This is a genomic window from Bradyrhizobium sp. SPXBL-02, from assembly GCF_051853065.1.
Taxonomy (GTDB): Bacteria; Pseudomonadota; Alphaproteobacteria; order Rhizobiales; family Xanthobacteraceae; genus Bradyrhizobium.
Window position 1 is genome coordinate 7,664,036 of record NZ_CP182474.1, and the last position, 26,388, is coordinate 7,690,423.

At 65.2% G+C, this 26,388-nt stretch carries 23 protein-coding genes; 2 read left to right on the plus strand and 21 right to left on the minus strand.

Annotation, left to right across the window (positions count from 1 at the left end; translation table 11 throughout):
* Positions 1–22: 22 nt before the first annotated feature.
* A complete protein-coding gene (locus ACNJYD_RS35620) occupies positions 23–1,081 on the minus strand; it encodes an amidohydrolase family protein (RefSeq protein WP_439364746.1) in 1,059 nt (352 codons plus the stop codon).
* Positions 1,082–1,225: 144 nt separating this feature from the next.
* Here ACNJYD_RS35620 and ACNJYD_RS35625 point away from each other — a divergent pair, with 144 nt between their 5' ends.
* On the plus strand, positions 1,226–1,708 hold the full coding sequence (locus tag ACNJYD_RS35625) for a CinA family protein (protein ID WP_172787028.1): 483 nt from the start codon (positions 1,226–1,228) through the stop codon (positions 1,706–1,708).
* A 172-nt stretch (positions 1,709–1,880) separates the two neighbouring features.
* Here ACNJYD_RS35625 and ACNJYD_RS35630 read toward each other — a convergent pair whose 3' ends face one another.
* The 13 genes from ACNJYD_RS35630 to ACNJYD_RS35690 all read right to left on the minus strand — a co-directional run bounded on the left by ACNJYD_RS35630 (position 1,881) and on the right by ACNJYD_RS35690 (position 16,165).
* Positions 1,881–2,156, minus strand: coding sequence for a DUF1488 family protein (locus ACNJYD_RS35630; RefSeq protein WP_172787027.1), 276 nt, complete (start codon positions 2,154–2,156; stop codon positions 1,881–1,883).
* A gap of 135 nt (positions 2,157–2,291) precedes the next feature.
* Positions 2,292–2,909, minus strand: coding sequence for a tetratricopeptide repeat protein (locus tag ACNJYD_RS35635; RefSeq protein ID WP_172787026.1), 618 nt, complete (start codon positions 2,907–2,909; stop codon positions 2,292–2,294).
* A 121-nt stretch (positions 2,910–3,030) separates the two neighbouring features.
* Positions 3,031–4,500: an AMP nucleosidase gene (locus tag ACNJYD_RS35640; RefSeq protein ID WP_172787025.1), complete on the minus strand. Its 1,470-nt coding sequence runs from the start codon at positions 4,498–4,500 to the stop codon at positions 3,031–3,033.
* Positions 4,501–4,801: 301 nt separating this feature from the next.
* Complete coding sequence (locus tag ACNJYD_RS35645) at positions 4,802–6,136, minus strand: HlyD family type I secretion periplasmic adaptor subunit (protein WP_172787024.1); 1,335 nt, start codon at positions 6,134–6,136, stop codon at positions 4,802–4,804.
* Positions 6,137–6,146: 10 nt separating this feature from the next.
* Positions 6,147–7,895: a type I secretion system permease/ATPase gene (locus tag ACNJYD_RS35650; RefSeq protein ID WP_260381095.1), complete on the minus strand. Its 1,749-nt coding sequence runs from the start codon at positions 7,893–7,895 to the stop codon at positions 6,147–6,149.
* A gap of 253 nt (positions 7,896–8,148) precedes the next feature.
* Positions 8,149–8,418 carry a GlsB/YeaQ/YmgE family stress response membrane protein gene (locus ACNJYD_RS35655; RefSeq protein WP_025033652.1) on the minus strand — a complete coding sequence of 90 codons (270 nt, stop codon included), beginning with the start codon at positions 8,416–8,418 and terminating at the stop codon, positions 8,149–8,151.
* Between the two features lie 103 nt (positions 8,419–8,521).
* Positions 8,522–9,499 (minus strand): ABC transporter ATP-binding protein, encoded by a 978-nt coding sequence (locus tag ACNJYD_RS35660; RefSeq protein ID WP_212260030.1) that lies wholly within the window; start codon positions 9,497–9,499, stop codon positions 8,522–8,524.
* On the minus strand, positions 9,496–10,911 hold the full coding sequence (locus ACNJYD_RS35665; RefSeq protein ID WP_172787021.1) for an amidase: 1,416 nt from the start codon (positions 10,909–10,911) through the stop codon (positions 9,496–9,498). Before ACNJYD_RS35665 ends, ACNJYD_RS35660 begins: the two co-directional genes overlap by 4 nt.
* Positions 10,908–11,105, minus strand: coding sequence for a hypothetical protein (locus tag ACNJYD_RS35670; RefSeq protein WP_212260027.1), 198 nt, complete (start codon positions 11,103–11,105; stop codon positions 10,908–10,910). The genes ACNJYD_RS35665 and ACNJYD_RS35670 overlap by 4 nt, the downstream gene beginning before the upstream one ends.
* On the minus strand, positions 11,102–12,163 hold the full coding sequence (locus ACNJYD_RS35675) for an ABC transporter ATP-binding protein (protein ID WP_439364747.1): 1,062 nt from the start codon (positions 12,161–12,163) through the stop codon (positions 11,102–11,104). The genes ACNJYD_RS35670 and ACNJYD_RS35675 overlap by 4 nt, the downstream gene beginning before the upstream one ends.
* A gap of 79 nt (positions 12,164–12,242) precedes the next feature.
* A complete protein-coding gene (locus ACNJYD_RS35680; RefSeq protein ID WP_057028343.1) occupies positions 12,243–13,145 on the minus strand; it encodes an ABC transporter permease in 903 nt (300 codons plus the stop codon).
* 210 nt (positions 13,146–13,355) lie between these two features.
* On the minus strand, positions 13,356–14,309 hold the full coding sequence (locus ACNJYD_RS35685; RefSeq protein ID WP_439364748.1) for an ABC transporter permease: 954 nt from the start codon (positions 14,307–14,309) through the stop codon (positions 13,356–13,358).
* Positions 14,310–14,503: 194 nt separating this feature from the next.
* Positions 14,504–16,165, minus strand: coding sequence for an ABC transporter substrate-binding protein (locus ACNJYD_RS35690; protein ID WP_439364749.1), 1,662 nt, complete (start codon positions 16,163–16,165; stop codon positions 14,504–14,506).
* 199 nt (positions 16,166–16,364) lie between these two features.
* Between ACNJYD_RS35690 and ACNJYD_RS35695 the strand changes: the two genes are divergently transcribed.
* Positions 16,365–17,960: an ABC transporter substrate-binding protein gene (locus ACNJYD_RS35695; RefSeq protein ID WP_439364750.1), complete on the plus strand. Its 1,596-nt coding sequence runs from the start codon at positions 16,365–16,367 to the stop codon at positions 17,958–17,960.
* Between the two features lie 66 nt (positions 17,961–18,026).
* Here the strand turns inward: ACNJYD_RS35695 and ACNJYD_RS35700 are convergent, their stop codons facing one another.
* The 7 genes from ACNJYD_RS35700 to ACNJYD_RS35730 form a co-directional block, all read right to left on the minus strand.
* Positions 18,027–19,271 carry an acyl-CoA dehydrogenase gene (locus ACNJYD_RS35700; RefSeq protein WP_439364751.1) on the minus strand — a complete coding sequence of 415 codons (1,245 nt, stop codon included), beginning with the start codon at positions 19,269–19,271 and terminating at the stop codon, positions 18,027–18,029.
* A 117-nt stretch (positions 19,272–19,388) separates the two neighbouring features.
* Positions 19,389–20,630: an acyl-CoA dehydrogenase gene (locus ACNJYD_RS35705; protein WP_439364752.1), complete on the minus strand. Its 1,242-nt coding sequence runs from the start codon at positions 20,628–20,630 to the stop codon at positions 19,389–19,391.
* A gap of 145 nt (positions 20,631–20,775) precedes the next feature.
* On the minus strand, positions 20,776–21,903 hold the full coding sequence (locus ACNJYD_RS35710) for an acyl-CoA dehydrogenase family protein (RefSeq protein WP_439364753.1): 1,128 nt from the start codon (positions 21,901–21,903) through the stop codon (positions 20,776–20,778).
* A gap of 162 nt (positions 21,904–22,065) precedes the next feature.
* Entirely contained in the window at positions 22,066–23,937 is a 1,872-nt protein-coding gene (locus tag ACNJYD_RS35715) for an AMP-binding protein (RefSeq protein WP_439364754.1), read from the minus strand.
* 43 nt (positions 23,938–23,980) lie between these two features.
* Complete coding sequence (locus ACNJYD_RS35720) at positions 23,981–24,787, minus strand: enoyl-CoA hydratase/isomerase family protein (protein WP_439364755.1); 807 nt, start codon at positions 24,785–24,787, stop codon at positions 23,981–23,983.
* 189 nt (positions 24,788–24,976) lie between these two features.
* A complete protein-coding gene (locus ACNJYD_RS35725; RefSeq protein ID WP_439364756.1) occupies positions 24,977–25,735 on the minus strand; it encodes an SDR family NAD(P)-dependent oxidoreductase in 759 nt (252 codons plus the stop codon).
* A gap of 67 nt (positions 25,736–25,802) precedes the next feature.
* A complete protein-coding gene (locus ACNJYD_RS35730; protein WP_246572001.1) occupies positions 25,803–26,381 on the minus strand; it encodes a TetR family transcriptional regulator in 579 nt (192 codons plus the stop codon).
* Positions 26,382–26,388 lie beyond the last annotated feature (7 nt).

The following is a 26,388-nucleotide window of genomic DNA, read 5'->3' on the forward strand; positions in this document are numbered from 1 at the left end:
CTTGCCTCCTTTGGCAGCGGGCTCATTTCAGGCGGGGATAGGTTGCATGCGGATTGTCGATCATGATCTTGCGCACGAGATCGGGGGACAGACCTTCGGGCAGCGCGTCCTGGTCGTCGAACTGCCAGTGCGGATAGTCCGTGGAGAATAAGACCAATTCGTCCGACTGCATATGATCAAACAGGCGAATTAATGTCTCGGGTTCCGGCGGCGCATCAAATGGCTGTAACGAGAAGCGGATGTTGCTGCGCACAATCTCCAGCGGTGCGCGATCGACCCACGGCGTCTCCATCCGCACCCCGCGCCAGAACTTGTGCAGGCGCCAGAGATAGGGCGCGATCCAGGACACGCCGGACTCCAGCATCACCATTTTCAGCCGCGGATATTTGACGAACACGCCCTCGACGAGCAGGCTGGTGAGCTGGGTCTGGAACGCCTGGGCCTGCCCGGCATAATCCTCGATGTGATAGGACCCCCAGCCCACGGCGGTCGGTGGATTGTGATAGGCGGAACCGGCGTGGATGCCGACCGGGAGTTCCAGACGTTCCGCGGCCTCGTAGATCGGCCACAGCGCGCGCTTGCCGAGCGGCGTATCGCCCATCACCAGCATCAGCACCTGCACGAAGCGCTTGTCCTGTGCGCAGCGCTCGATCTCGGCAATGGCTTTCTCGACGCTCTGCGTGGGGATCACGATGGAGCCACGCAACCGCGCGTCGCGATCGAGCCATTCCTTCGCCAGCCAATCGTTCAGCGCGCGGCAGAAGGCCGCCTGCATGTCCTCGGAGAACACCATCTGCACGCCGTACAGCGGATTGCAGATGGCATGCTTGAGCTGGAAGGGATCGAGTACGTGGCGCTGCATGGCCTGCAGACTCTCGCCGGGCTTGCCGGTCTCGGGGCGCCAGTCCGGCCGCGCGGTGATCGGCGAGTTCTGCGGATAGGATTGCGAGATAAGGTCGACCATGCCGCGCGTCGTCACCTGATCGCGCCAGTAATCGTTCAGGTACGGCAGCAGGCTGGTCAGATGCGGCACGGCCGGATGCACGTCGCAATCGATGCCGCCGGCGATCAGGGATGCCATCACGTCTCCCTTCTCACGTTTCCTCGCATGTCTCTTCTTCTCCCGCCATTCAAGCAGGCCTGCCCGTCGCCCGCAACTCGGCCAAGCGTCCTGCCATATGCTAGGAAGGCTGAGCTCGGTTGCGAAGGAATGAGGGGTTGCGAAATGAAAGAGCTCGTCGGCATTGCGGAACAGGTCGCGGCCAAATTGATCGCGCGCAAACAGACCATTGCGGTTGCCGAATCCTCCGCCGGCGGCCTGATCGCGGCCAGCCTGCTCGCGGTGCCCGGCGCATCCGCCTATTTCCTTGGTGGCGCGGTGGTCTATACCCGCGATGCCAGGCGCGTGCTGATGGATATTTCGGACGAAGGAATGAAGGGCCTTCGGTCCTCGTCGGAGCCCTATGCGCAATTGCTGGCCGAGCAGATGCGCAGCCGCTTTGGCTGCGACTGGGGCCTGTCCGAAACCGGCGCCGCCGGCCCCAGCGGCAACCGCTATGGCGATGCCGCCGGCCACAGCTGCATGGCAGTTGCGGGACCGGCGTCAGAGGTGATGACGCTAGAGACTGATAGCAACGAACGGCTCGCGAACATGCAGGTGTTTGCAGCGACGGCGCTGAAGTTGTTGTTGAGAAAGCTGGAGGGGTGACGCTGGCTGTTCGGACGAAGTTAGCCAGGACAAGCTCACCACAACACTGCTGTCATGCCCCGCGAAGGCGGGGCATCCAGTACGTTGCGGCCCATGGATTGAACAACAACCGTCTCGGAGTACTGGATCGCCCGGTCAAGCCGGGCGATGACGACCGAATATGACGCGACAGCTACCTTCGCAGATGCCGCATGAAAATCCGCACCACATAGCCCGGAAATCGCGGCGCCTCGTCGTACAGATCCGACGCGATCCGCTCGATGGTCTCGCGCAGCGACAGGAATTGCGCCTGACGTGCGCTGCTTTCGGTGCCCTGCATGCCCGCGAGCTCATCCATTGCAGCGTCGCTGATCTGGCACTGCACGACCTCACCGTCGTTCAGCATGGTGAAGCGAAAGGCCAGCCGTTCCAGATCATGGCCAATGATCTTGTCGCGCGTCAGCGGCATCCAATTGTCCCGTTCGCGCCCCCGAACGGGACAATGCTGAAAATCTGGCGCCCTGTCACTATCGGAACCAAAGGACATGGCTATCATCTGAAGCCCGTCAGCAGCACGGCTCGCTGAGCCGGCTGCGCTCCAGCCTCAGTAGACGAGCGCCGAGCCTGTCGGCTGATCCAGTGCCGCAGCCAGCGATCTATACTCCTGGCAATCGGTTCCGCAGATCGACGCAATTCGACCGAGGTGATAGAGCGCTTGCTCGCGATTGCCGCGCTCGAGCTGCCACAATCCATAATATTGCCACGTCAGCACGTGGTTCGGATCGGCCTTCAATGCGCGCTCGTACCAGGCTTGGGACTGCTCGTAGTCGCCGAGCTTGCGATAGGAGTAACCGATCAGGTTGGCGACGTTCGGATGGTCGTCATGGCCAAGCGACTTCAATTGCGCGATCGCGGCAGCATAGTCGTTGCGCTCGTAGATGGTGTCATAGGCCATACGGTAGCCGGCCGCGAATGCAGGATCGCCGATGCTGGACTGGTTGTTCGGCTTCTTGCCTTTGTGTGTGGACTTGGCCCCCGGGCGCTTCGGATAGGTCGGCTGCGGCCTCTGATCCGAATAGGTGCTGCCAAACGGATCCGTGCCGGGGCCGCCGCCTCCGCCACCACCACCGCCGCCGCCGCCTCCTGCGGCAAGGGCCGGCGGGCTCAACGATGCTGCCGCAAACGTACCCAGCGCGACGAGTCTGATCATTGCTGTGATCATGTCTGTCTCCTGTACTGCTTCGAGCGACCCCGGACGAGGTGATAACCCTGCCTTGGCGGCAATATTCCGGGGCGCCGCGTTCACGGAGACGTCAGCGTTCGTACGACAGCTCTGTTGCCCTTTACTGAAATGCAACTTCCGCAAAGCTGCGGAGCTTGCGCGAATGCAGCCGTTCCGATTCCTGCTGCTTGAGCCGCTCCAGCGCCTTGAGGCCGATCTCGAGATGCTGGCCGACGCGGCGGCGGTAGAATTCACTGGCCATTCCGGCGAGCTTGATCTCGCCGTGCAGTGGCTTGTCGGAGACGCACAGCAGCGTGCCGTAGGGCACGCGGAAGCGGTAGCCGTTGGCGGCAATCGCAGCCGATTCCATGTCGAGCGCGACCGCGCGAGACTGCGACAGGCGGCGGATCACCTCCCGCCCGGAGATCTCCCAGTTGCGGTTGTCGACGCTCGCGACCGTGCCCGTGCGCATCAGGCGCTTGAGCTCGAAGCCTTCGAGACCGGTGACGTCCTCGACCGCCTCCTCGAGCGCGACCTGCATCTCGGCCAGCGCCGGGATCGGCACCCACAGCGGCAGCTCGCGGTCGAGCACATGGTCCTCGCGCACATAGCCGTGCGCGAGCACGTAGTCGCCGAGGCGCTGCGTGTTGCGCAGGCCCGCGCAATGGCCGAGCATCAACCAGGCATGCGGCCGCAGCACCGCGACGTGATCGGTGACGTTGCGCGCATTGGAGGGACCAGTGCCGATGTTGATCAGCGTGATGCCGCGATAGCCGGGTGCGGCCAGGTGGAAGGCCGGCATCTGCGGTGCGCGAGCCGGCGCGGTGCCGCTGATGGCGCCGCCGCTGGTCGTGATCACGTTGCCGGGCGCGACGAAAGCATCGAGCCCGGCTTCGCCGGACTGCAGCCGCTGCTGGCACGCTTGCGCGAATGCGTCGACATAGAACTGATAGTTGGTGAAGATGACGAAGTTCTGGAAATATTCGGGATCGGTGCCGGTGTAGTGATAAAGCCGGCGCAGCGAGTAATCGACGCGGGCGGCGCGGAACAGGGACAGCGGCTCCGGCGCGCCCGGCTGGAGTTCGAAGGTGCCGTCGGCGATCGAATCGTCCATGGTCGCGAGATCGGGCACGTCGAACGCATCGCGGAGCGAGCGTGTGACGAGCGACTTCTCGCTGGTGGTGATGGCGGCTTCGATATTGATGTCGCGGCGATAGGCGAAGTGGATCGGGATCGGTTCGGCGGACTCGCCGATCTCGACGGGCACGCCGTGGTTCTGGATCAAGAGGCCGATCTGCTCGGTGAGATAGCTGCGGAACAGATCCGGCCGCGTCACGCTGGTTTCATGCACGCCGGGACCGGCGACGAAGCCATAAGCAAGACGCGAATCCAGCCGCGCATGCGTCGCGGTGGTGAGACGGACGAAGGGATAGTAGGCGCGCACCCGCGTCGTGATCGCTTCGCCACCGACATAGGCCTCGAAACGTTCGCGCAGGAATTTCGTGTTGCGCTCGTAGATTTCCTCGAGGCGGGCAACGGCGAGGTCCGCCTCGGTGAAGGATTGGGTGGCGATGGAAGGAGGGGACTGCATGGTTCGACCGCCGTGTTGCTGGGTTTGAGTCGAACTATAGCAAAGAAGGCGGTGCCGTAGGGTGGGCAAAGCGAAGCGTGCCCACCAATATGCGCGTCGTAAGAAAGATGGTGGGCACGGCGCGTTGCGCCTTTGCCCACCCTACGAGACTACCAGACTGCTTGCCCTCGCAGTATAGCAAACTGACGGCCAAGTCGTCATTGCGAGCGCAGCGAAGCAATCCAGAAATCTCACCGCGGAGACAGTCTGGATTGCTTCGCTGCGCTCGCAATGACGGGGAAGATGACGCGCTTTTCGCGCGTCACTTCTCGCGGAACGCCCGCATCAGCTGGTCGTGAAACGGCTTCATCAGATAAGACAGCATGGTGCGATCGCCGGTTTGGACGAAGGCTTCCACGGGCATGCCGGGAATCAATTTGACGTCGCCGAGACGGGCGAGCTCCTCGGCCGGCATCGATACGCGGATGGTGTAATAGCCTTGGCCGGTGCGCTGGTCGGTGGTGACGTCGGGCGAGACGCGGCTGACGAGGCCGTTGAGCTCTGGCGTGGTGCGCTGGTTGAACGCGGACAGGCGCAGCAGCGTCTTCTGGCCGATCTGAAGCTTGTCGATGTCGACCGGATTGACCTTGGCCTCGACCTGGAGATCGTCGGCCTGCGGCACGATCAGCATCAAGGTATCGCCGGCGGTGATGACGCCGCCGATCGTGTGCACCGTCGACTGCAGCACCATGCCGTCCTGCGGCGCGCGGATGTCGACGCGGCGGAGCTGGTCTTCGGCCGCGACCTTGCGCTCGATCAGCTCGCCGATCTTGTCGTTGGTCTCGCGCAGGTCCTTGGAGACCTCGCTGACCACGTCCTTGTCGATCTGGATGATCTGCAGCTCGGTCTCGGTGATCTTGCCCTTGGCCTGGGCGCGCGAGGCGATGTACTGCGCGCGCTCGCCGTTGAGACGGGCCGAGTCGCGCTCGAGCTGCGTCAGGCGCGAGATCTGCACCAGACGCTTGTCGTAGAGCTCGCGCACGCCGGTGAGCTCGTTCTGCACCAGCGCGATCTCCTGGTCCTTGGCCTTCTCCTGGGCGCTGAGACCGGCGATTTCCTCGTTGAGCTGCGTGATGCGCTCGCGAAGCTGCGCCTTCTGCCCGGTGCGGCCGTTGACGCGGACCTCGAACAGCTTGGTTTCTGCGGCGAGCAACGCCTTGACGTCGGGATCGCTCGCACGCTCGATGAGGGTTTGCGGGAATTCGATCCGGTCGAGCCCGCGCTGCTCGGCTTGCAGTCGCGCCGCACGCACCTGCGCGGCGTCGAGATTCTTGGTGACGATGGCAAGGTTGGCCTTGGTGACGGTGTCGTCGAGCCGCACGACGATGTCGCCGGACTTGACCAGGTCGCCGTCGCGGGCGCGCACCTCGCCGACCACGCCGCCGGTCGGATGCTGCACCTTCTTGACGTTGGATTCGACAACGATCTGGCCCGGCGCGATCAGCGCGCCCGAGATCAGGACGGTCGAGGCCCAGCCGCCGAGGCCGACGACCAGGACCACCACGATCGCGAGGCCGAGCATCAGGTGAAACTTGATGGAGTCGCGTACGGTCTTCTTCGCGGCCGCCTTCGTGCCGCCGATGGCCATCGTGCTCATGGCTTTGTGCTCATGGTTTGGCCACTCCGCCTTCGCTGACGATCTTGATCGGGGCCGGCGGCGTCACCCGCGGCTGCAGCACCTGGGCGAGCACCTGCTCCTTGGGACCAAAAGTCTGCATGCGGCCGTCGCGCAGCACCAGGATCTGGTCGACCGCCTCGACGCCGATCGGCCGGTGCGCCACCACGACGACGATGGCACCGCGCTCGCGCGCCGCGCGGACGGCGCGGGTCAGCGCCTCGTCGCCTTCGGTGTCGAGATTGGAATTGGGCTCGTCGAGCACGATCAGGAAGGGGTTGCCGTAGAGCGCGCGCGCCAGCGCCACGCGCTGGGCCTGGCCCGCGGAGAGCGCGGCGCCCTGCTCGCCGACCTGCGTGTTGTAGCCCTCGCGCATCTTGATGATCATCTCGTGCACGCCGGCCTCCTTGGCCGCGGCGATGATCGCCTCGGAGGTGGCCTCGGGATCGAACCGGCTGATGTTCTGCGCGATGGTGCCGCCGAACAATTCGACGTCCTGCGGCAGATAGCCGATGTGGCGGCCGAGCGCGTCGCTCGACCATTGATCGAGCGCCGCGCCGTCGAGCCGCACCTTGCCGCGCACCGGCTGCCAGACCCCGACCAGCGCGCGGATCAGCGACGACTTGCCGGAGCCGCTCGGGCCGATCACGCCGAGGCCGTTGCCGGCGGTGAGCGCGAAGGTGACATCCTGCACCACGAGACGCTGATCGCCGGGCGGCACCATGGCGACGCCTTCGACCGAGAGCCGGCTGGTCGGCGCCTGCAACTGGGTCGGCGTCGCCTGCGCCGGCATCTGCTCCAGCAGGCGCGTCAGGCGATGCCAGCTCTGCCGCGCCGCGACGAAGGATTTCCAGTGCGCGATGGCGAGATCGACCGGCGCGAGCGCGCGGGCGGACAGGATCGAGCCGGCGATGATGATGCCGGCGGTCGCCTCCTGGTGGATGACGAGATAGGCGCCGACCGCGAGCACGGCCGATTGCAGCATCATGCGCAGCACCTTTGCGACCGCGCCGAGACCGCCGGCGACGTCGCTCGCCCGCTGATTTCCGGCGAGGTATTTTTCGTTGGCCTCGCTCCAGCGCTGGTTCATCCGGCCGGCCATCCCCATCGACACCATCACTTCGGCGTTGCGGCGGCTGGCCTGGGCGAGGTCGTTGCGCTGGGCGGCGAGGCCCATCGCCTCCTTCGCCGGCTGGCGGGACATGAACTCGGTCACCAGCGTCAGCCCGACCAGGATGACGGCGCCGACCAGCGCGGTGACGCCGATCATGACGTGGAAGGCGAAGCAGATGGCGAGATAGAGCGGCAGCCAGGGCAGGTCGAAGAACGCGCTCGGGCCCATGCCGCCGAGGAAGGAGCGGACATTGTCGAGATCGCGTAGCGGCTGCAGGCCCTCGTTGCGGCTGCCGACCAGCAGCGGCAGACGCACGATGGTGTCGAACACGCGCTTGTTGAGAGCCTCGTCGAGCGAGGTGCCGATCCGCCCCAGGATGCGGTTGCGGATCATGTCGAGCACGCCCTGCGCCATGTAGAGGAAGCTGGCGAGGATGATCAGGCCGACCAGGGTCGGGATGCTGCGGCTCGGCAGCACCCTGTCGTAGACCTCCAGCATGAAGATCGACCCGGTCAGATAGAGCAGGTTGATCATGCAGCTCATCAGGCCGACGCCGATGAAGGCCGTGCGACAAGCGCGCAAGGCATCACCGAGCTCCGAACGGCGGACGCCAGGGATGGCTGCCATCAGTCTGATCTCTTTCGGCTAAAGGGCAAAGCCCTGATTTCAAAGGCGATTCAAGGAGTACTCGCCTCGGATTAACATCTGTTTTCCAGCCGTCCGACACGGCCGAATTTAATCCGCGGCCTGATGGGCCACATCTACCCCCGACAGCCGTCCGCGCAAGTCCGGAATTTCACAGGCTTGCGGCTTTTTCTTGCAGGCTTTCAGCCGCTTCCGGGAAAGGTGCGGCTCGAGTTCCACTCAGCCGAAGGCGGGGCTAGAGCCGGCCCCCGCCGCGCACCAGCCGGACCACCAGCAGCAGGATGACCGCGCCGATCGCGGAATAGACGATCTCGGAGATCAGGCCGGTGCCGAGGCGGATTCCAAGCTTTGGAAACAGCAGGCTCGCCACCAGCGCACCGCAGATGCCGATCACGATGTCGCCGATAATGCCGAACCCGGCGCCCCGCACGATCTTGCCGGCGAGCCAGCCGGCGACGAGGCCGACGAACAGGATGACGAGCAGGCCTTCGTTGGAAATGTGCATCTGTGAGGTCCCTCTCCGTGAGCGGGGGCCATGGAACGGGAATCGGGATGAATGGGGTGTGAATGCTGGGAACGCTGGCGCCGCCCGCGTCAACTCATCCGAACTACGACCCCATGGTGACCGGCTCCGCCAGGACGCATCTGGCCGCCCGGCCCGGGCCGACCTCCACATTCCCCGGCAATTGCTCCAGGCAGCGCGGCTCGGCCAGCTTGCAGCGGGGAGCGAACGAGCAATTGTGCGGCTTCTCGGCCAGCGACGGCGGCGTTCCGGGGATGGTCTCCAGCCGCTGGCCCCGCTTGGCGCCGTGGATGGTGGAGGCGAGCAGGCCCTTGGCATAGGGATGCACGGGCGAGCGGACGATGTCGCGCAGGGTCCCCTGCTCCACGATCTGGCCGGCATACATCACCGCGACGCGGTCGCAGATCTCGATGGCGACGCCGATGTCGTGGGTGACGAAGATGACGGACATGCCGAACTCGCGCTGAAGCTCGCGCAGCAGCAACAGGATCTGGATCTGCACGGTGGCATCCAGCGCGGTGGTCGGCTCGTCCGCCAGAAGGATTTTTGGCCGGCAGGCCAGCGCCAGCGCAATCATGGCGCGTTGGCGCATGCCGCCCGACATTTCGTGCGGATAGGCATCGAGCCGGCGCCTGGCCGAGGGAATGCGCACTACCTCGAGCATTTCGAGCGCGCGTGCGCGTCCTTCCGCAAAACTCTTGCCTTCATGGCGCACCACGCTTTCGGCGATCTGCGCGCCGATCGTGTAGACCGGATCGAGCGCGAGCGCGGGCTCCTGAAAGATCATCGAGACAGTCTGGCCGCGGAACGACGACAGCTCCTCGTCGTTCATCGCGAGCACATCGCGGCCCATGACATTGACCGTGCCGGAGATCTGCGTGCGCTTCTTCGGCAGCAGCCGCATCAGCGCACGCAAGGTCACGCTCTTGCCCGAACCGGACTCGCCGAGCAGGCCCAGCACCTCGCTGTTGCCGAGCGAGAGGCTGAGGTCGTTCACGGCATAGACCGTGCGCTCGCCGGTGAAGCGGATGTTGAGGCCTGAGATCTCGACGAGGTTTGTCATGACGGCAGTTTCGGCAATCGGTCGTGATAGTCGGTCGCGCGCTGGAACGCGGCGCCGATGGTGAGGAGGGTGGCTTCATCGAAAGAGCGGCCGATCAGCTGCATGCCGACCGGCAGGCCGGCCTTGGTGAAGCCCGAAGGAATGGTCAGCGACGGCAGGCCCAGAAAGTTCACCGGGCGGGTGAACAGCGTGAGCCGCTGCAACAGCGCCGGCGCGTTCGGGCCGCCGCCGACGTCGCTCTCCTCGATCGTCGGCGCCGGCACCGGGGACGCCGGCGCGATCACCGCATCGACGCCTGCCGTCGCGGCATTGTGGGCCGCGAGCGCCGGCCCGCGCCAACGCATCGCCTCGATATAAGTGATGGCGGGAACGGCGAGGCCGTTCTGGAGGCGCATCAATGTCTGCGCGCCGTAATCCTGCGAACGCTCGATCAGCCAGCGCTTGTGGAAGGCGGCGGCTTCAGCGGCCAGCACGAGCTGGCTCGCCGCCTGCAATTGCCGCTGGTCCGGCAGCTCGACCTTGACGATGTCGGCGCCCTCGCGCTTGAGCACCGCAATGGTCTCGTCGAGCACGCGCGCGACCTCGCTGTCGAGATCGTCGACATAGTAGGTCGCGGGCACGCCGATCTTGAGGCCGTTCAGGGATCCCTTGGTCGCGGCGACGTAGTCCGAGAGAGGCTCGAGGCTCGCGGTCGGATCCTCCGGATCCGGGCCGGCCGTCAACGCCAGCAGCAGCGCGCAATCCTCCGCGGTGCGGGCGAGCGGGCCGACCGTGTCGAGCGATTGCGACAGCGGCATGGCGCCGGCGCGGCTGACGCGGCTCCAGGTGGTCTTGAGCCCCGTGACACCACAGAAATGCGAGGGCATGCGGATCGAGCCGCCGGTGTCGGAGCCGAGCGCGGCATAGGTCAGGCGCGCTGCAACCGCCGAGCCGGAGCCCGAGGACGAGCCACCTGTGATATGCGCCACGTTCCAGGGATTGCGCACCGGGCCGTAATGGCTGTTATGCCCGGTCGCACCATAGGCGAACTCGGCGAGATGCAGCGTGCCGAGCCGGATCTGGCCGGCGTCCTTCAGCCGCTGCAAGGCGGTGGACGTGACGTTCGGCACGAAATCGCGGCGGATCAGCGAGCCACAGGTCGCGACGTGGCCGGCATCGTAATACATGTCCTTGTGCGCGAGCGGCACGCCATGCAGGGGACCGCGGACATTGCCCTTGGCGAGCTCCGCATCGGCGGCATCCGCCGCTTTCAATGCAGTCTCGGCCTCGATCGACATGAAGGCGTTGAGATGCGGCTGCCACTGCGCGATGCGCTGCAGCAGCGCGCGCGTCGCTTCGTGCGAGGACACCTGCTTCATCGCGATCGCGCGCGCGACCTCGGTGAGCGTCATCAGAGCGGGCTCACGGCTCATTTCGACACCTTCTGTGTCTGCACGAGCACATAGGTGGCCGGCTCCAGATCGAACGGCAGCGTGCCGGCGATGGCGGCGAAGCCTTCGAAGGCGGGGCCGATGGCGTTGGAGATGCGGGTCGCGATCTCGTCGTCCACAGGCACGCCGGCGACCTGCGCGATCGGCTTGATCTCTTTCGGTGTCGGTCTCGTCATGCGGTTTCTCCCCTGGGGGCGCGGCTATGGCCCGAACCCGGTATCGCCATGTAGCACGCGGCCTCGTGCCCCATATTATCCAGCGCGGTGAGCTTTGGTGTCGCATTTGCGCAGAGCGGCTCCGCAAACGGGCAACGGGTGTGGAAGCGGCAGCCGGAGGGCGGATCGATCGGATTGGGCGGATCGCCCGTGATCGGCGGCGTCTCGGTGCGGCTATCAGGATCGGAGGACGGCATCGCGGCGAGCAGCGCCCGGGTGTAGGGATGCGCCGGGCTGTCCCAGACCCGGTCGACCGGGCCGAGCTCGACGACCTCGCCGAGATACATCACCAGCACGCGGTCCGAGATGTAGCGCACGACGTTGAGGTCGTGGCTGATGAAGAGATAGGTGAGGCCGAATTCGCGCTTGAGATCGGCGAGCAGGTTGAGCACCTGCGCCTCGACGGATTTGTCGAGCGCGGAGACGGCCTCGTCCAGGATCACCAGCCGCGGCGACAGCGCCAGCGCTCGCGCGATGTTGACGCGCTGGCGCTGGCCGCCGGAGATCTCGTGCGGGTAGCGGCTCGCGAAGTTTTCCGGGCGCAGGCCGACCTTGCCGAGCAGCTCGCGCGCCAGGTTGCGCGCCGCGCCGTCGGCCATGCCGTGAACCTTGGGGCCGAAGGCGATGGATTCCTCGATCGTCAGGCGCGGATTGAGCGAGGCGTAGGAGTCCTGGAACACCATCTGCATGCCGCGGCGCAGCTCGCGCAAGCTCAGCGACTGGCCGACGCTCATGCCGTCATAGATGATGTCGCCATCATCGCGCGGCATCAGGTGCATCAGGAGGCGCGCGGTGGTGGACTTGCCGCAGCCGGACTCACCGACGATGCCGACCGTCTCGCCCTTGGCGACGGAGAAGGAGACATTGTCGACGGCACGCACGGTGCGCTTGGCGGCGAACAGGCCGCCGCGCACCGGAAAGTGCTTGGTCAGGCCGTTGACCTGAAGCAGCGGCTGCGCGACGCCGCCGCGGTCCTCGACCGGCTCCAGCATGGCGACGGACGTGTTGCTCTCGCTCATGGCCGTTGTCCTTCACCTCTCCCCATCGGGGAGGGGTGTACGGAGGACGCCGCGACAGTGTGCTTGCGCATCATGATCTCTAGTTCCTGATGTCCATGGCGCTGCGCAGGCCGTCCGAAAGGAGATTGAAGCAGATCGAGACTGCGAAGATCATCGCGCCCGGCAAGGCTGCGACCCAAGGATTGACGTAGATCGCGGTGCGCAGGGTGTTGAGCATCAGGCCCCATTCCGGCTCTGGCGGTTTGGTGCCGAGGCCGAGGAAGGACAGGCCGGCCGCCAGGATCATCGAGACCGAAATGAGACTGGTGGCATAGACGAAGATCGCGCCCAGCACGTTGCCGAGGATGTGCACGCGCATGATGGTGAAGGCGCCCGCGCCGGAGGCACGCGCCGCCTCGACGAAGTCCATGTTGCGCACGCCCGTGGTGACGCTCTCGGCGACGCGGGTGATCTGCGGCACGAACACGATGGTGAGCGCCACGATGGAATTGAGGATGCCGGCGCCGAGCGCGCCGGAGATCGCGATCGCCAGCAGCACCGAGGGGAAGGCGTAGAACACGTCCACCGTGCGCATGATCGCGGTGTTGAGCTTGCCGCCGACATAGCCGGCAATGATGCCGAGCGAGGTGCCGATGCAGAAGGCCAGGATCACCGGCAAAATGCCGATCACCAGCGACAGCCGGCCGCCATAGATCAGCCGCGCCAGCATGTCGCGGCCGAGCTCGTCGGTGCCGAGCGGATAGCCTGTGGTGCCGATGTGGCGGAGGCGGCGGATCATCGAGCCCTTGTAGGGATCTTCGAGACCGAGCCACGGCGCGAGGATCGCGGAGAGGAAGATCAGCAGCAGCACCAGCGCGCAGGCCATGCTGACCTTGTCCCGCATGATGCGGCGGCCGACGGTCGCCCAATAGCCGCGCGCCTTGGTGGCAGGCGCGGCCTGCAGCGCGGCATCGGCGGTGGCGGACAACGGAAGCTCGCTCATCGGCTGGCTCCCGGTGCGCATTGTTTCAATCGATGCAAGCCCGGAAGGCGGTGCACCTCTCCCGCTTGCGGGAGAGGTCGCGCCGCAGGCGCGGGTGAGGGCTTTCGCCTCTTGGGGGTTCTCGATTGCGGAGACACCCTCTCCCCGACCCTCCCCCGCAGGCGGGGGAGGGAGCGCACCGTTTGCGTGGCGACAGCTGGGCTCATGCCATCAGCCCCGCTTGATGCGCGGGTCGATCGCGGCTTGGGCAATGTCGACCAGGAGATTGAGGAACACGAAGAACAGCGCCAGGATCAGGATCGTGCCTTGCAGCAGCGGCAGGTCGCGCTGGAAGATCGCGGAGTTGAGCAGGAAGCCCGAGCCCGGCCAGGAGAACACGGTCTCGATCAGGATCGAGCCGCCGAGCATGTAGCCGAGCTGGAGCCCCATCACCGCGAGCGCGGTGGGCGCGGCGTTCTTGATGACGTGACGGAACACGCCGCGCTCGTGCAGGCCTTTTGCGCGCAAGGCCTCGACGAAGTCCTGGCTGAGGATATCGCCGGTGAGCGCGCGCACCGTGCGGGTGACGATGCCCATCGGGATCACCGAGGTCGTGATCGCCGGCAACACGAGATATTTGAGGTGCGCCCAATCCCAGGCCCAGGAGTTGGAGCCGCCGGGGCCGGCGCCGACCGCGGGCAGCCAGTTCAGCTGGACCGAGAAGATGATGACCAGCAGCATGCCGAGCCAGTAATGCGGCACTGAGACGCCGGCGATGGCAAAGGAGGTCGCGACCTTGTCGATCCAGGTCTCGCGGAAATAGCCGGCGATCAGGCCGAGCAGGATGCCCATGGTGAAGCCGATGATGGCGGCGGCAATCGCGAGCGTGACGGTGTTGCCGACCGCACGCATGACCTCGGCCAGCACCGGACGCCCCGTCGCGATGGAATTGCCGAGATCGCCATGAAGGGCACGCAGCAGCCACAGGCCGAACTGCACCGGCAGCGGCCGGTCGAAACCATAGGCGGCGCGCAGCTGCGCGGCGAGCTCCTGCGACGCATCGGCCGGCAGCACGGCAACCAGCGGATCGCCCGGCGTGATGTGCACGAGCAGGAAGCACACCAGCGCGACGCTGATGACGATGGGGACGACGTAGACAATGCGTCTGGCGGTATAGGCGAGCACGTTTGGTTCTTTTCTTCCCTTCTCCCCTTGTGGGAGAAGGTGGCGCGAAGCGCCGGATGAGGGGTTCTATCCCCGGATACAGTCGTTACGACGCGAAAGGGACATCCGCGGAGAGAGACCCCTCACCCGGCTTCGCTAAAGCGAAGCCACCCTCTCCCGCAAGGGGAGAGGGTGCAGCGAGTGCGCGGCGCGAATTACTGCGCGATCGACACCGGCGAGAAGTCGATGAACCAGCTCTTCGGCTGCACGACGCCTGTCACCTTCGGGCTCATGGCGCGGGGGCCGACGTCGTGGGCGACGTAGAGGAAGGCGGCGTCGTCGACGGAGGCCGCGTGCAGCTCGGCAAGCGCGGCATCGCGCGCGGCGGGATCGAAGGTCTGGCGCGCCTTCTTCACCAGCTCGTCGAACTTGGGGTTGTTGATGAAGCCCCAATTGTTCGAGACCGGCGGTGCCATGCCCGATTGCAGGAAGCGCACCAGCGCGAAGAACGGGTCCATCGCCGCATAGGTGACGTTGGTCGCGTGCGAGCCGTTGGCACTGGGATCCTTGGCGCCGCGGCGCCAGTTGGTGAACAGCGTGTTCCACTCGATGACGTCGAGCTTTACGTCGAAATAGCATTCGGCCAGCGCCTGCTGGAGGTATTCGTTCATCGGCAAGGGCTGCATCTGGCCCGAGCCGGACGCAGACGTCTGCGTCTTCACGGTCAGCTTCTTGTTGGGACCGTAGCCTGCCTCCTGCATCAACTTTTGCGCAGCCGCCTTGTCGTACTTGATCTCGAAGCTCGGCTTGCCGCGCCAGGGATGGCCGGGTTCGAAGGTGCCGGACGCCGGCACCATCAGGCCGGCGAGCAGGCCGTCCTTGAGGCCTTCGCGGTCGACGCAGAGGTTCGCCGCCTTGCGCACCCGGATGTCGTTCCAGGGCGAACCCTCGACGCGGGAGAACTGCCACGGCCAAACGTGCGGCTGCTCATTGGCGGAGAGCTTGAAGCCGCGCTGCTTGAGCTCGGGCAGCGCGTCCGGCGCCGGTGCCTCGACCCAATCGACCTGGCCGGACAGCAGCGCCGCGGTGCGCGCGTTAGCTTCCGGCATCGGCAGGAGCACCATCTTGTCGATCTTGGGCACGCGGGCCTTGTCCCAGTAGCTCGCGTTCTTGACCAGCTCGAGCCGCTCGCGCGGCGTGAAGCTCGCCATCTTCCACGGGCCGGTGCCCGAGGCGTCCTTGGCGAACGCAGTCCATGCGGCTTGCGACTTCGCCTTGGCGTCGGCGCCTTCGGCCTTGTCGTAGAAGGCCTGCCATTTCGCCGGGCTCGCCATGAACAAATTGGTGAGGTTGATCGGCAGGAAGCTGTCGGGCTCCTTGGTGGTGAGCTCGACGGTCATGTCGTCGATCTTCTTCGCAGACGCCAGCGTCGGCATGCGCGAGGCCGTGACGCCGACCTGGCTGGCGTCGAACTGCGGCGCATCCTGCTTCAGCACCTTCTCTACGTTCCACACCACGGCGTCGGCGTTGAACGGCGAGCCGTCATGGAAGGTGACGCCGGGGCGCAGCTTGAAGGTCCATTTGGTCTTGTCGGCATCGTCGACCTGCCACTCGGTGGCAAGGCCGGGGATCACCACGCTCGGCTTGTCCGCCGAGGACAGATCCCAGCTGGTCAGCGCGTCATACATGGTGAGGCCGGTGAAGCGGTTGCCTTCAAACCCCTGATCGGGCTGACCGAGGGTGCGCGGAATATCGGCAGCCGTCATGCCGATGCGCAGCACAGTTTCCGCACTCGCCACGCGCGGCCATGCGGCCGCGCTGCCCAGCGCCAAGAGCGCGATCAGCGCCGCCCGAGTTTTCTTGTTCTTGATAAGCATCGCGTCGATCCTTCTTCGGCTTTCGATGATTAATTTTGATGCAATCGTATGCAATGGCTATGCCAAGGAGAAACATTTTCTGCGAATTGCCCGTGCGACGACAAGTCCTTGTGATCGATTGAAGACAGAGCAGCCCGGCTGCCTATTCTGGCATCAAGATTGCAGGTTTGGCCCCGAAATCTCCTGGGAGCTTTGGGCCATGCGTATTCGTCTATCGACCTGTCTCGCCGTGCTTGCGCTGGCAGTTTCCGCGATCTCGGCGCGCGCCGAAACCGTGGTGCGCTATGGCATCTCGATGGCGGACATTCCGCTCACCACCGGCCAGCCCGATCGCGGCGCCGGCGCCTATCAGTTCACGGCCTACACGATCTACGATCCGCTGGTGGCCTGGGAGATGGACGTTGCCGATCGCCCCGGCAAGCTGGTGCCGGGCCTCGCCACCGAATGGAAGGTCGACGATGCCGACAAGACGAAGTGGCGGTTCACCCTACGCAAGGGCGTGAAGTTTCACGACGGCAGCGAGTTCAACGCCGATGCGGTGATCTGGAATCTCGACAAGGTGCTCAACGACAAGGCGCCGCAATTCGACAAGCGGCAGAGCGCGCAGGTGAAGACCCGCCTCCCCTCCGTCGCCAGCTACGCCAAGATCGACGACTTCACGGTGGAGATCACCACCAAGACGGTGGATTCCTTCTTCCCCTATCAGATGCTGTGGTTCCTGGTCTCGAGCCCGGCGCAATATGAAAAGCTCGGCAAGGACTGGGACAAGTTCGCCAGCCAGCCCTCCGGTACCGGCCCGTTCAAGCTGACGAAGCTGGTGCCGCGCGAGCTTGCCGAGCTAGCGAAGAATCCGGACTACTGGAACAAGAAGCGGATTCCGAAGGTCGACAAGATCGTGCTGGTGCCGATGCCGGAAGCGCTGACGCGCACCAACGCGCTGCTCGCCGGCCAGGTCGACCTGATCGAGACGCCGGCGCCCGATGCCGTGCCGCAGCTGAAGGCGGCCGGCATGAAGCTGGTCGACAACGTCACGCCGCATGTCTGGAATTATCACCTCAGCGTGCTGCCGGGCTCGCCCTGGACCGACATCCGCCTGCGCAAGGCGCTGAACCTTGCGATCAACCGCGACGAAGTCGTCGGCCTGATGAACGGCCTTGCCAAGCCCGCCAAGGGCCAGGTCGACCCGTCGAGCCCCTGGTTCGGCAAGCCCAGCTTCGAGCTGAAATATGATCTCGCTGCCGCCAAGAAGCTGGTGGAGGAAGCGGGCTATTCCAAAGCAAAGCCGCTGAAGACCACCTTCATCATCGCGCAGGGCGGCACCGGCCAGATGCTATCGCTGCCGATGAACGAATTCCTGCAGCAAAGCTTCAAGGAGATCGGCATCGAGATCGACTACAAGGTGGTCGAGCTGGAGACGCTCTATACGCATTGGCGCAAGGGCGCGGCGGACGAGATGAACGCCGGCATCACCTCCAACAACATCGCCTATGTCACCTCAGATCCGCTCTACGCCATCGTCCGCTTCTTCCATTCCGGCCAGATCGCGCCGGTCGGCGTCAATTGGGGCGGCTACAAGAACCCGAAGGTCGACGCGCTGATCGACGAGGCCAAGCAGACTTTCGACAGCGCCAAGCAGGACCAATTGCTGGCGCAGGCGCACGCGCTGATCGTGGACGATGCCGTGCTGGTCTGGGTCGTCCACGACACCAACCCGCACGCGCTGTCACCGAAGATCAAGCAGTTCGTGCAGGCGCAGCACTGGTTCCAGGACCTGACGACGATCGGGGTGGAATGAGCAACAGGCAAGGGTGGGCATGGCGCTTTGCGCCTTGGCCCACCCGCAACACCGCGCGACGCGCGATCACCGCCCCTTGGTCGGGATCTTGTTGTACGGCACGTCCTTGTCGACGCGGATATCGCCCGGCAGGCCCAGCACGCGCTCGGCGATGATGTTGCGCAGGATCTCGTCGGTGCCGCCGGCGATGCGCATCGAGGGCGAGGACAGCAGCATCTGCTGGAATTGACCCTGCGCCGTTTCCTCGTCGTTGCCGGTGAGAACACCGGCCGCGCCCTGCAGGTCCATGGCGTAGGTCGCGATGTCCTGCAGCATCATGCCCGAGACCAGCTTGCCGATCGAATTCTCCGGGCCCGGCCGCTCGCCCTTCGACAAGGCCGAGATCGTGCGGTAGCTGGTGTATTTCAGCCCGTTCGACTTGGCCGCCCAGCTCGCGAGCTTCGAGCGCACGGCGGGATCGTCGATGGCGAGGCCATCCTCCAGTACCAGGTTCGAGCAGAGCTCGAACATCTCGGGCACGCCGGTCGCGAGCCGCGCGCCGATCGACATGCGCTCGTTCATCAGCGTGGTCAGCGACACGTTCCAGCCGTCGCCGACGGCGCCCAGCCGCTGGCTGTCGGGAATCACGACGTCGGTGAAATAGACCTCGTTGAACTCCTGCATGCCGTTGGCCTGCTTGATCGGCCGCACCTCGACGCCGGGGCTCTTCATGTCCAGGAAGAACATGGTGAGGCCCTTGTGCTTGGGCACGTTCGGGTCGGTGCGCGCGATCAGGAGACCATAGTCGGAATAATGCGCGCCCGAGGTCCAGATCTTCTGGCCGTTGACGACCCAATTGTCGCCCTTCTTCTCCGCGCGCGTACGCAGGCCCGCGACGTCCGAGCCGGCGGACGGTTCGGAGAACAGCTGGCACCAGATCTCCTCGCCCGATGCGAGCTTCGGCAAGTAACGGCGCTTGGCGTCCTCGCTGCCGAACGCCATCACGGTCGGGCCGCACATCCCCTCGCCGATCTGGAACGGCTGCGTCAGCTTGCCGTAAACGCCTTCCTCCTGCTGCCAGATCACCTTCTCGATCGGCGTCGCGCCGCGTCCGCCATATTCCTTCGGCCAGTGCAGGCAGGCCCAATTGCCCTCGAACTTCTTCTTCTGCCAGGCCTTGCCGACATCGACGATGTCGTGATTGGCAAGGCGAATGCGGCCGAGCGAGGATTTCGACAGCTCGGCATGCAACTCCCTGGGCGCGTTGGCCTCGACCCATTTGCGCGCGGTCTCGCGGAACGCGGCTTCCTGCGGGGTGTCGTCGAAATTCATGGCGGACCTCACTTCTGCGTAGGGTGGGTTAGCCGAAGGCGTAACCCACCACTTCTGTCGAGTATCGTTGCGAGCATGGTGGGTTACGCTTCGCTAACCCACCCTACGAATTCGGACTCATCTTCCCTTCGTCGGGATCTTGTTGAACGGCACGTCCTTGTCGACACGGATATCGCCGGGCAGGCCCAACACCCGCTCGGCGATGATGTTGCGCATGATCTCGTCGGTGCCGCCTTCGACGCGGGTGCCCGGCGCACGCAGCAGCATCGCCTGGAAGCGGCCGGCGAGCTCGGCATCTTCGCCGCTGATGACACCCGCGGCTCCTTGCAGATCCAGCGCGTAGGTCGCAACGTCCTGGATCATGGAGCCCGCCACCAGCTTGCCGATCGAGTTTTCCGGCCCCGGCCGCTCGCCTTTCGACAGCGCCGAGATCGCGCGCATGCTGGTGTACTTCAGCCCGCTTGCCTTCACCGCCCAGTGCGCCAGCTTCGAGCGTACCGCGCGATCCTCGATCGCCGGGCCGTCGTCGAGCATCAGGCTGGAGCAATACTCGAACAATTCCGGGAAACCGGTCGAGACGGCCGCGCCGATCGCGCTGCGCTCGTTCATCAGTGTGGTCAGCGAGACGTTCCAGCCGTCACCGACCTCGCCGAGGCGCTGATGGTCGGGGATGCGGACATTGGTGAAATAGACCTCGTTGAAATCGGAGGCGCCGCTCGCCTGCTTGATCGGCCGCACCTCGACACCCGGGCTCTTCATGTCCAGGAAGAACATGGTGAGGCCCTTGTGCTTGGGCACGGTCGGATCGGTACGGGTGAGCAGAATGCCGTAGTCGGAATAATGTGCGCCGGAGGTCCAGATCTTCTGGCCGTTGATCACCCAGTCGTCGCCGTCCTTTTCCGCGCGCGTGCGCAAGCCCGCGACGTCCGAGCCGCCGGCGGGCTCGGAGAACAGCTGGCACCAGACCTTCTCGCCGGAGGCGAGCGGCGGCAGATAGCTGCGCTTATGTTCCTCGCGCGCGAACGCCATCATGGTCGGCCCGCACATGCCGTGGCCGATGATGAACATGCGGGAGAGCTGGCCGAACGGCCCCTCCTCCTGCGACCAGATCACGCGCTCGATCGGCGATGAACCGCGGCCGCCATACTCCTTCGGCCAGTGCAGGCAGGCCCAGCCGGCGTCGGCCTTTTTCTTCTGCCAGGCTTTTGCGACCTCCAGGATATTGGCGTTCTTGAGCACGGTGCGGCCGAGCGAGGATTTGCGCAGCTCGTCCTCGTATTGCCTGGGCGCGTTCGCGCTGATCCAGGCGCGGGCGGTGGCGCGGAACTCGGCTTCCTGTGGGGTGTCGTCGAAGTTCATGGCAACTCTCTCGCATTTCGTGGGGTGGGTTAGCCGAAGGCGTAACCCACCTCTTTGGTTTCCACATCGGAAGAAGAGGTGGGTTACGCCAAGCGACTTGCGCTTCGCGCAATCCGCTCGGCTAACCCACCCTACGCACCTGTCATCACGCCGCGTTCTTCTTCCGCATCCGGTCGATCAACTGGTCTTCCCAATAGGACAGGCTGCCGAGGCCCAGCGCCATGGCGTTGGCGCGGCGGTAGTACATGTGGCAGTCGAACTCCCAGGTAAAACCCATGCCGCCGTGAACCTGGATGTTGTTCTTGGCGCAGTGCTGGAACGCCTGCGTCGCGCTGATGCGCGCGGCGGCGGCAGCTTCCGGCAGCTCGGCCGCATTGGTCGAGAGCGCCCAGGCGCCGTAATAGCTGTTGGAGCGCGCCAGCGTTGCCGACACGTACATGTCGGCGAGCATGTGCTTGACGGCCTGGAAGGAGCCGATCTGGCGACCGAAGGCGATGCGGTCCAGCGCGTAGTCGCGGCCCATCTCCAAGGCGCGATCAGCACCTCCGACCTGCTCGAACGCGCACAGCACGGCGGCGCGGTCGAGCACCTGGGTGAGGATGCTCCAGCCTTCGCCGGCAGCTCCCAGCGGCTCGGCTTTGGCGTCCTTGAAGGTGATCTCGGCCTGTCCGCGGGTCGGATCGAGATTGGTGAGGCTCTTCACGTCGACGCCGCCGGCCTTGAGATCGACCAGGAACAGCGAGATGTCGTTCTCGCGACCGCTCGATCCGGTGCGCGCGGCGACCACCGCGAAGTCGGCGATGCCGCCGTCGGCGACCGGCTTCTTGACACCATTGAGCACCCCGTTCGCAGCCGTCAGCCTGACGTTCTTCGGCGACGGATTGCCCTTGCCCTCGAACAGCGCCAGCGTGCCGATCGCCTCGCCGGCAGCAATCGCCGGCAGCCATTTCTTCTTCTGCGCGTCGCTGCCCGCGATCAGCAGCGCTTCGGCGGCGAGGTACACGGTCGAAGAGAACGGCACAGGCGCATTGGCCCGCCCCATCTCCTCCGCGATCACGCACAGCTCGAGATGGCCCGCACCCGCGCCGCCGAACTCTTCCGGAATGGCGACGCCGAGAAAACCCATCTCGGCGAGGCCCTTCCACAGCTCCTTGTCGTAAGGCGCCTTGCCGTCGAGCACGACACGCACCGCCTTGGGCGAGCATTTTTCCGCGAGGAACTTGCGCGCCTGGTCGCGGAGCTGCTTTTGATCGTCGGAGAAATCGAAGTTCATGGCGGGTTTACCTCTTATTGTTTGTCGCTGGTATTGATGCCGTCATTCCGGGGCGCCGCGTAGCGGCGAGCCCGGAATCCATTTCGCCGCGCCTATGCGGCCTGATGGATTCCGGGCTCGCGCTGCGCGCGCCCCGGAATGACGAGTTGAGAGAGCGGTGCCTCATCGCAGCACGATCACATCTTCACCCGGCGTGTCCGCATACAGCCGCTCCACCAGCGCGGCGCGGCGTTCGAGGCCGGCGCGCTGGTTGATGTAGCCCTTGTCGGTGAGCTCGTTGCCATCGATCGAGGGCGGCTCGACCATCAGCATCGCGCGCGCGATGATACGGCTGCTGGCGCCTTCGCATTCGCGGTTGTGGGCTTCCAGGCCGCGCCTGAAACAGGCGATCACTTCGGGGTGCTTCACCGCATCGGCAAAGCCCAGATCGGGATTGCCGACGAGCTGGCGGCAGGCGTGCAGGTTCGGCCAGGCGAGCAGGCCGATGAACGGGCGGTCCTGCCCCGCGACCAGCGCGTCGTGCACGACCGGCGTTGCGGCTGCGATCGCATCGGTCCGCAGCGAGCCGACATGCACGAACGTGCCGGTGGTGAGCTTGAAGTCCTCCACCACGCGGCCGGCAAAGATGATGCCTTGCACCGGATCGGAATCGTCGACGAAGATTCCGGCATCGCCGATGCAGTAAAAACCTTCCTCATCGAACATCTTCTTCGTCAGCTCCGGCTGACCGAAATAGCCAGGCGTGACGTTGACGCCGCGCAGCCGCAGTTCGTATTTCGAGCCGCACGGCACCATCTTCAGATCGACGCCGGGGAACGGCAGGCCGATCAGGCCGACGCGCTCGGTGTCCCAATAGGTGCCGGTCGAGGTCGGCGCGGTCTCGGTCGAGCCCCAGCCGGTATAGAACACGATGCGCTCGCCGGTGGTCTTCACCGCCAGTGCCTGCATGCGCTCATAGAGATCGTCAGGCAGGCGCGCGCCGCCATAGGCCATGATCGAGAGATTCTTGAAGAATGAGCGGCAGAGCGCGTCGTCCTTCTCCATGGCGGCGGCGAGCGCGGCGTAGCCGGCGGGCACGTTGGCGTAATAGGTCGGCGAGATCTCGCGCAAATTGCGCAGCGTCTCCTCGAACTGGCCCGGCATCGGCCGGCCGTCGTCGATATAGAGCGTGCCGCCGTCGACCAGGATCGGGTGGAACGCGGCGTTGCCGCCCATGGTGTGGTTCCAGGGCATCCAGTCCAGCATGGTCGAGATCGGCCCGTTCGGATCGCGCGGCCGCACCTGCATCATCATCGCCGCATTGGCGCACATCATCTCCTGCGTGTTGATGACGGCCTTGGGCATCCCAGTTGAGCCCGACGTGAACAGCAGCTTGCCGACGGTCTGCGGCGTGATCTTCGCGATCGAGGCCTCGACATCGGCCGTAACAGGCGTTGCCGCGAGCTCGGCAAAGCTGACGCTCTTGATGCCCTCGCATGGCCGCGCGACGTGAACCACGGTGACACCGCGGAGGTCCAGCGCCTTCAGCGCCTTCTCGAAGGTCGGGCCGTCCTGCACCATCAATACGGCCGGCTTGATCAGGTCGAACAGGTATTTCAGCTTGACGTGATCGTGGCTCATCAACGAGTAGGCCGGCGACACCGGCGCTGCCGGGACGCGCGCCTGCATCGCAGCCTGCGTCATCAGCGCATGCTCGATCGAATTGCCGGAGAGGATCGCGACGGGCCGGCCGTCGAGTTCGAGATTGAGCAGGCCTTGCGTCAGCGCGTCCACGATGCGCTTGGCTTCGCCATAGGACACCTTGCGCCATTCGCGGTTCGGACCGCCGCGCTGCGCCAGCCAGATGCGCTCGGGTGCTTCCTTCGCCCATTTCGCCAGCGAGGCCGGGATGTGCTTCTCATAAGGCTGCAGCGGAATGCGCGACTTCAGCACCACCGTGCCGTCGCCGCGGCGCTCGATCGCGATGTCGCGCTCCAGCCACTGAACCTTGCGAAAGGCGGGCTTCGTCATTACTGCCGCCGCACTTCCACTCATTTTGCGTCTCCCGGAATTATTGTCCTTTGCGGATCTTGATCGTTCAGCGCCTGATATAGACAGGCTTTCGCTTCTCAAGGAAGGCCCTGATGCCTTCCGAAAACTCTTCCGAGCGGCTGCACAGGACCTGGTTGCGATCCTCCATCGCAATCGCCGCTTCGAGCGAGCCGGCATCGACGCTCATGTTGAGACATTCCTTGGATAGCCGCAGGCCCACGGGCGAGGCCGTCATCATCGCCTCGACATAAGGCTCGGCCGCGTCATCGAGCTTGTCCTCGTCCACGACCTCCGAGACGAGGCCGACCGCGAGCGCGCGCTCGGCGCCGATGAAGCGCCCGGTGAGGATCAGCTCGGATGCGACGGAGACACCGACGAGGCGCGGCAGAAAATAGCTGGTGCCGATGTCGCAGCCGCCGAGACCGAGCTTGATGAAGGCGCAGTTCATCCGCGCCGATCTCGTTGCGATGCGGATGTCGGAGGCCAGCGCCAACGCGAAGCCGCCGCCGGCGGCCGCGCCCTGCACCAGCGCCAGGATGGGCTGCGGGCAGCGCCGCATCAGCATCACGATGTCGGCGATGCGGCGCTGCGAATCCAGCGACTCCGTGACGCCGGGAGGCTCCTGCTGTCCGGCCCGGCGCGCCATCGCGGCTTTGAGATCGAGGCCGGCGCAAAAATTCTTGCCGGCGCCCTTGAGCACGACGACGCGCGTGTCGCGATTGCGCTGCAGGCCCTGGAAATAGGTGTTGAGCGCATCGATCAGCGCAGGATCGAGCGCGTTGAGCTGCTCGGGCCGATTCAGCGTCACCCGGTCGACGCCGTCGTTGTGCTCGATCAGCAGCGGTTGGGACATGGGGCCTCGCACATCAGTCATGGGCCGGACTACCACCCTCCCCTGGAGGGGGAGGGTCGATCGCGCGCAGCGCGAGCGGGGTGGGGTGACGGTCTCTCCTCACCACACTGCCCGAGTGGAGAGATCACCCCACCCCGGCGCTTCGCGCCGACCCTCCCCCTCCAGGGGAGGGTAAGAAAAGAGCCTCTTCTACCGCGGCGCCATCCGGATGGCGCCGTCGAGGCGGATGGTCTCGCCGTTCAGCATCGGGTTCTCGACGATGTGCACCGCGAGCATGCCGTATTCGGCGGCGTCACCGAGACGCGAGGGATGCGGCACCTGGGCGCCCAGGCTCTTGCGGGCCTCTTCGTTCAAGCCCATCAGCAGTGGCGTGAAGAACAGGCCGGGCGCGATGGTGTTGACGCGGATCTTCTGGCTGGCGAGATCGCGCGCGGCCGGCAGCGTCAGGCCCACGACGCCACCCTTCGACGCCGAATAGGCGATCTGGCCGATCTGGCCTTCGTAGGCCGCAACCGAGGCCGTGTTGATGATGACGCCGCGCTCTTCGCCGACGGGCTCGATCGTGACGAGGCGCTCGGCGAACAGACGCAGGCAGTTGAAGGTGCCGATCAGGTTGACGTTGATGATACGCGCGAACTTTTCGAGCGGGTAGACGCCGTCGCGGCCGACGATGCGCTGCGAGCCGCCGATGCCGGCGCAGTTCATCAGCACGCGGGCGACGCCGTGCGCGGCTTCCGCTTTCACGATCGCTGCCTTGATCTGCTCCTCGCTAGTGACGTCGGCATGCAGCGCCACGCCCTTCACCTCAGTGGCGACCTTCTCGGCGTTTTCCTTGCTCTGGTCGATCACGCCGATCTTGGCACCCTTGGCCGCCATGGCGCGGGCGGCCGCGGCACCAAGGCCCGAACCACCGCCGGTGATGAGAACGGCTACGTCTTTCAACTGCATCGCTTGTACCTTTCCTCTACCTTTTACTTGGGCGTTTCTTCTCTAGACTTGTGACGTGTTGGCCGGACTATCCGGCCGCGGCGGCTTCCTCGGCTTGCGTGAGGATGCCGCCGCAGATCAGCGTTTCCATGTGCTTGATGTATTGCCGGCAGACATCGTCGGTGACCGGGCCGACGCCGGTCGCGCGGGACATCGCGTGCCGGCCGAAGAACAGATGATCGCACGCACCGATCAGGCTGGTGTAGAACAGCACCGGATCGGTCGGGCGGAATTCGCCGCGGCTGACGCCTTCAGCCAGCAGGCGGCGGTGGAAGTCCAACAGCGGCGCAACGAAGAACTTCGAGACTTCGTCGGCAGAGCTCGCGCTGGTCTCGTGCAAGAGATAGTGGATCAGCCGGTTCATATAGGGGAACCGGTGATAGGCGCGGATGATGCCGCCGATATGCAGCTTCAGCTTCGCCGTCGACGTGATCGGCTGCGCCAGCAAATATTCGAGATTGGACATCTCGGTCGCAGCATCCCGCGCCAGCAGCGCCAGCAACAGGCCGTCCTTGTTGCCGAAGTGATATTTGACCAGCGCGGCGTTGGCGCCCGACTTCTGCGCGATGTCGGACAGCGAGATCTCGATCGAGGAGCGTTCGATCATCAGCTCG

What these genes read in the sequence shown, in the direction of transcription:
- ACNJYD_RS35720 (WP_439364755.1), bottom strand. Translation starts at nt 24,787, where the DNA reads ATGTCCCAACCGCTGCTGATCGAGCACAACGACGGCGTCGACCGGGTG.
- ACNJYD_RS35650 (WP_260381095.1), bottom strand. Translation starts at nt 7,895, where the DNA reads ATGGCAGCCATCCCTGGCGTCCGCCGTTCGGAGCTCGGTGATGCCTTG.
- ACNJYD_RS35710 (WP_439364753.1), bottom strand. Translation starts at nt 21,903, where the DNA reads ATGAACTTCGATTTCTCCGACGATCAAAAGCAGCTCCGCGACCAGGCG.
- ACNJYD_RS35700 (WP_439364751.1), bottom strand. Translation starts at nt 19,271, where the DNA reads ATGAATTTCGACGACACCCCGCAGGAAGCCGCGTTCCGCGAGACCGCG.
- ACNJYD_RS35665 (WP_172787021.1), bottom strand. Translation starts at nt 10,911, where the DNA reads ATGAGCCGTGAGCCCGCTCTGATGACGCTCACCGAGGTCGCGCGCGCG.
- ACNJYD_RS35730 (WP_246572001.1), bottom strand. Translation starts at nt 26,381, where the DNA reads ATGATCGAACGCTCCTCGATCGAGATCTCGCTGTCCGACATCGCGCAG.
- ACNJYD_RS35725 (WP_439364756.1), bottom strand. Translation starts at nt 25,735, where the DNA reads ATGCAGTTGAAAGACGTAGCCGTTCTCATCACCGGCGGTGGTTCGGGC.
- ACNJYD_RS35675 (WP_439364747.1), bottom strand. Translation starts at nt 12,163, where the DNA reads ATGAGCGAGAGCAACACGTCCGTCGCCATGCTGGAGCCGGTCGAGGAC.
- ACNJYD_RS35640 (WP_172787025.1), bottom strand. Translation starts at nt 4,500, where the DNA reads ATGCAGTCCCCTCCTTCCATCGCCACCCAATCCTTCACCGAGGCGGAC.
- ACNJYD_RS35625 (WP_172787028.1), top strand. Translation starts at nt 1,226, where the DNA reads ATGAAAGAGCTCGTCGGCATTGCGGAACAGGTCGCGGCCAAATTGATC.
- ACNJYD_RS35695 (WP_439364750.1), top strand. Translation starts at nt 16,365, where the DNA reads ATGCGTATTCGTCTATCGACCTGTCTCGCCGTGCTTGCGCTGGCAGTT.
- ACNJYD_RS35620 (WP_439364746.1), bottom strand. Translation starts at nt 1,081, where the DNA reads ATGGCATCCCTGATCGCCGGCGGCATCGATTGCGACGTGCATCCGGCC.
- ACNJYD_RS35635 (WP_172787026.1), bottom strand. Translation starts at nt 2,909, where the DNA reads ATGATCACAGCAATGATCAGACTCGTCGCGCTGGGTACGTTTGCGGCA.
- ACNJYD_RS35670 (WP_212260027.1), bottom strand. Translation starts at nt 11,105, where the DNA reads ATGACGAGACCGACACCGAAAGAGATCAAGCCGATCGCGCAGGTCGCC.
- ACNJYD_RS35715 (WP_439364754.1), bottom strand. Translation starts at nt 23,937, where the DNA reads ATGAGTGGAAGTGCGGCGGCAGTAATGACGAAGCCCGCCTTTCGCAAG.
- ACNJYD_RS35680 (WP_057028343.1), bottom strand. Translation starts at nt 13,145, where the DNA reads ATGAGCGAGCTTCCGTTGTCCGCCACCGCCGATGCCGCGCTGCAGGCC.
- ACNJYD_RS35655 (WP_025033652.1), bottom strand. Translation starts at nt 8,418, where the DNA reads ATGCACATTTCCAACGAAGGCCTGCTCGTCATCCTGTTCGTCGGCCTC.
- ACNJYD_RS35630 (WP_172787027.1), bottom strand. Translation starts at nt 2,156, where the DNA reads ATGCCGCTGACGCGCGACAAGATCATTGGCCATGATCTGGAACGGCTG.
- ACNJYD_RS35690 (WP_439364749.1), bottom strand. Translation starts at nt 16,165, where the DNA reads ATGCTTATCAAGAACAAGAAAACTCGGGCGGCGCTGATCGCGCTCTTG.
- ACNJYD_RS35660 (WP_212260030.1), bottom strand. Translation starts at nt 9,499, where the DNA reads ATGACAAACCTCGTCGAGATCTCAGGCCTCAACATCCGCTTCACCGGC.
- ACNJYD_RS35645 (WP_172787024.1), bottom strand. Translation starts at nt 6,136, where the DNA reads ATGAGCACGATGGCCATCGGCGGCACGAAGGCGGCCGCGAAGAAGACC.
- ACNJYD_RS35705 (WP_439364752.1), bottom strand. Translation starts at nt 20,630, where the DNA reads ATGAACTTCGACGACACCCCACAGGAAGCCGAGTTCCGCGCCACCGCC.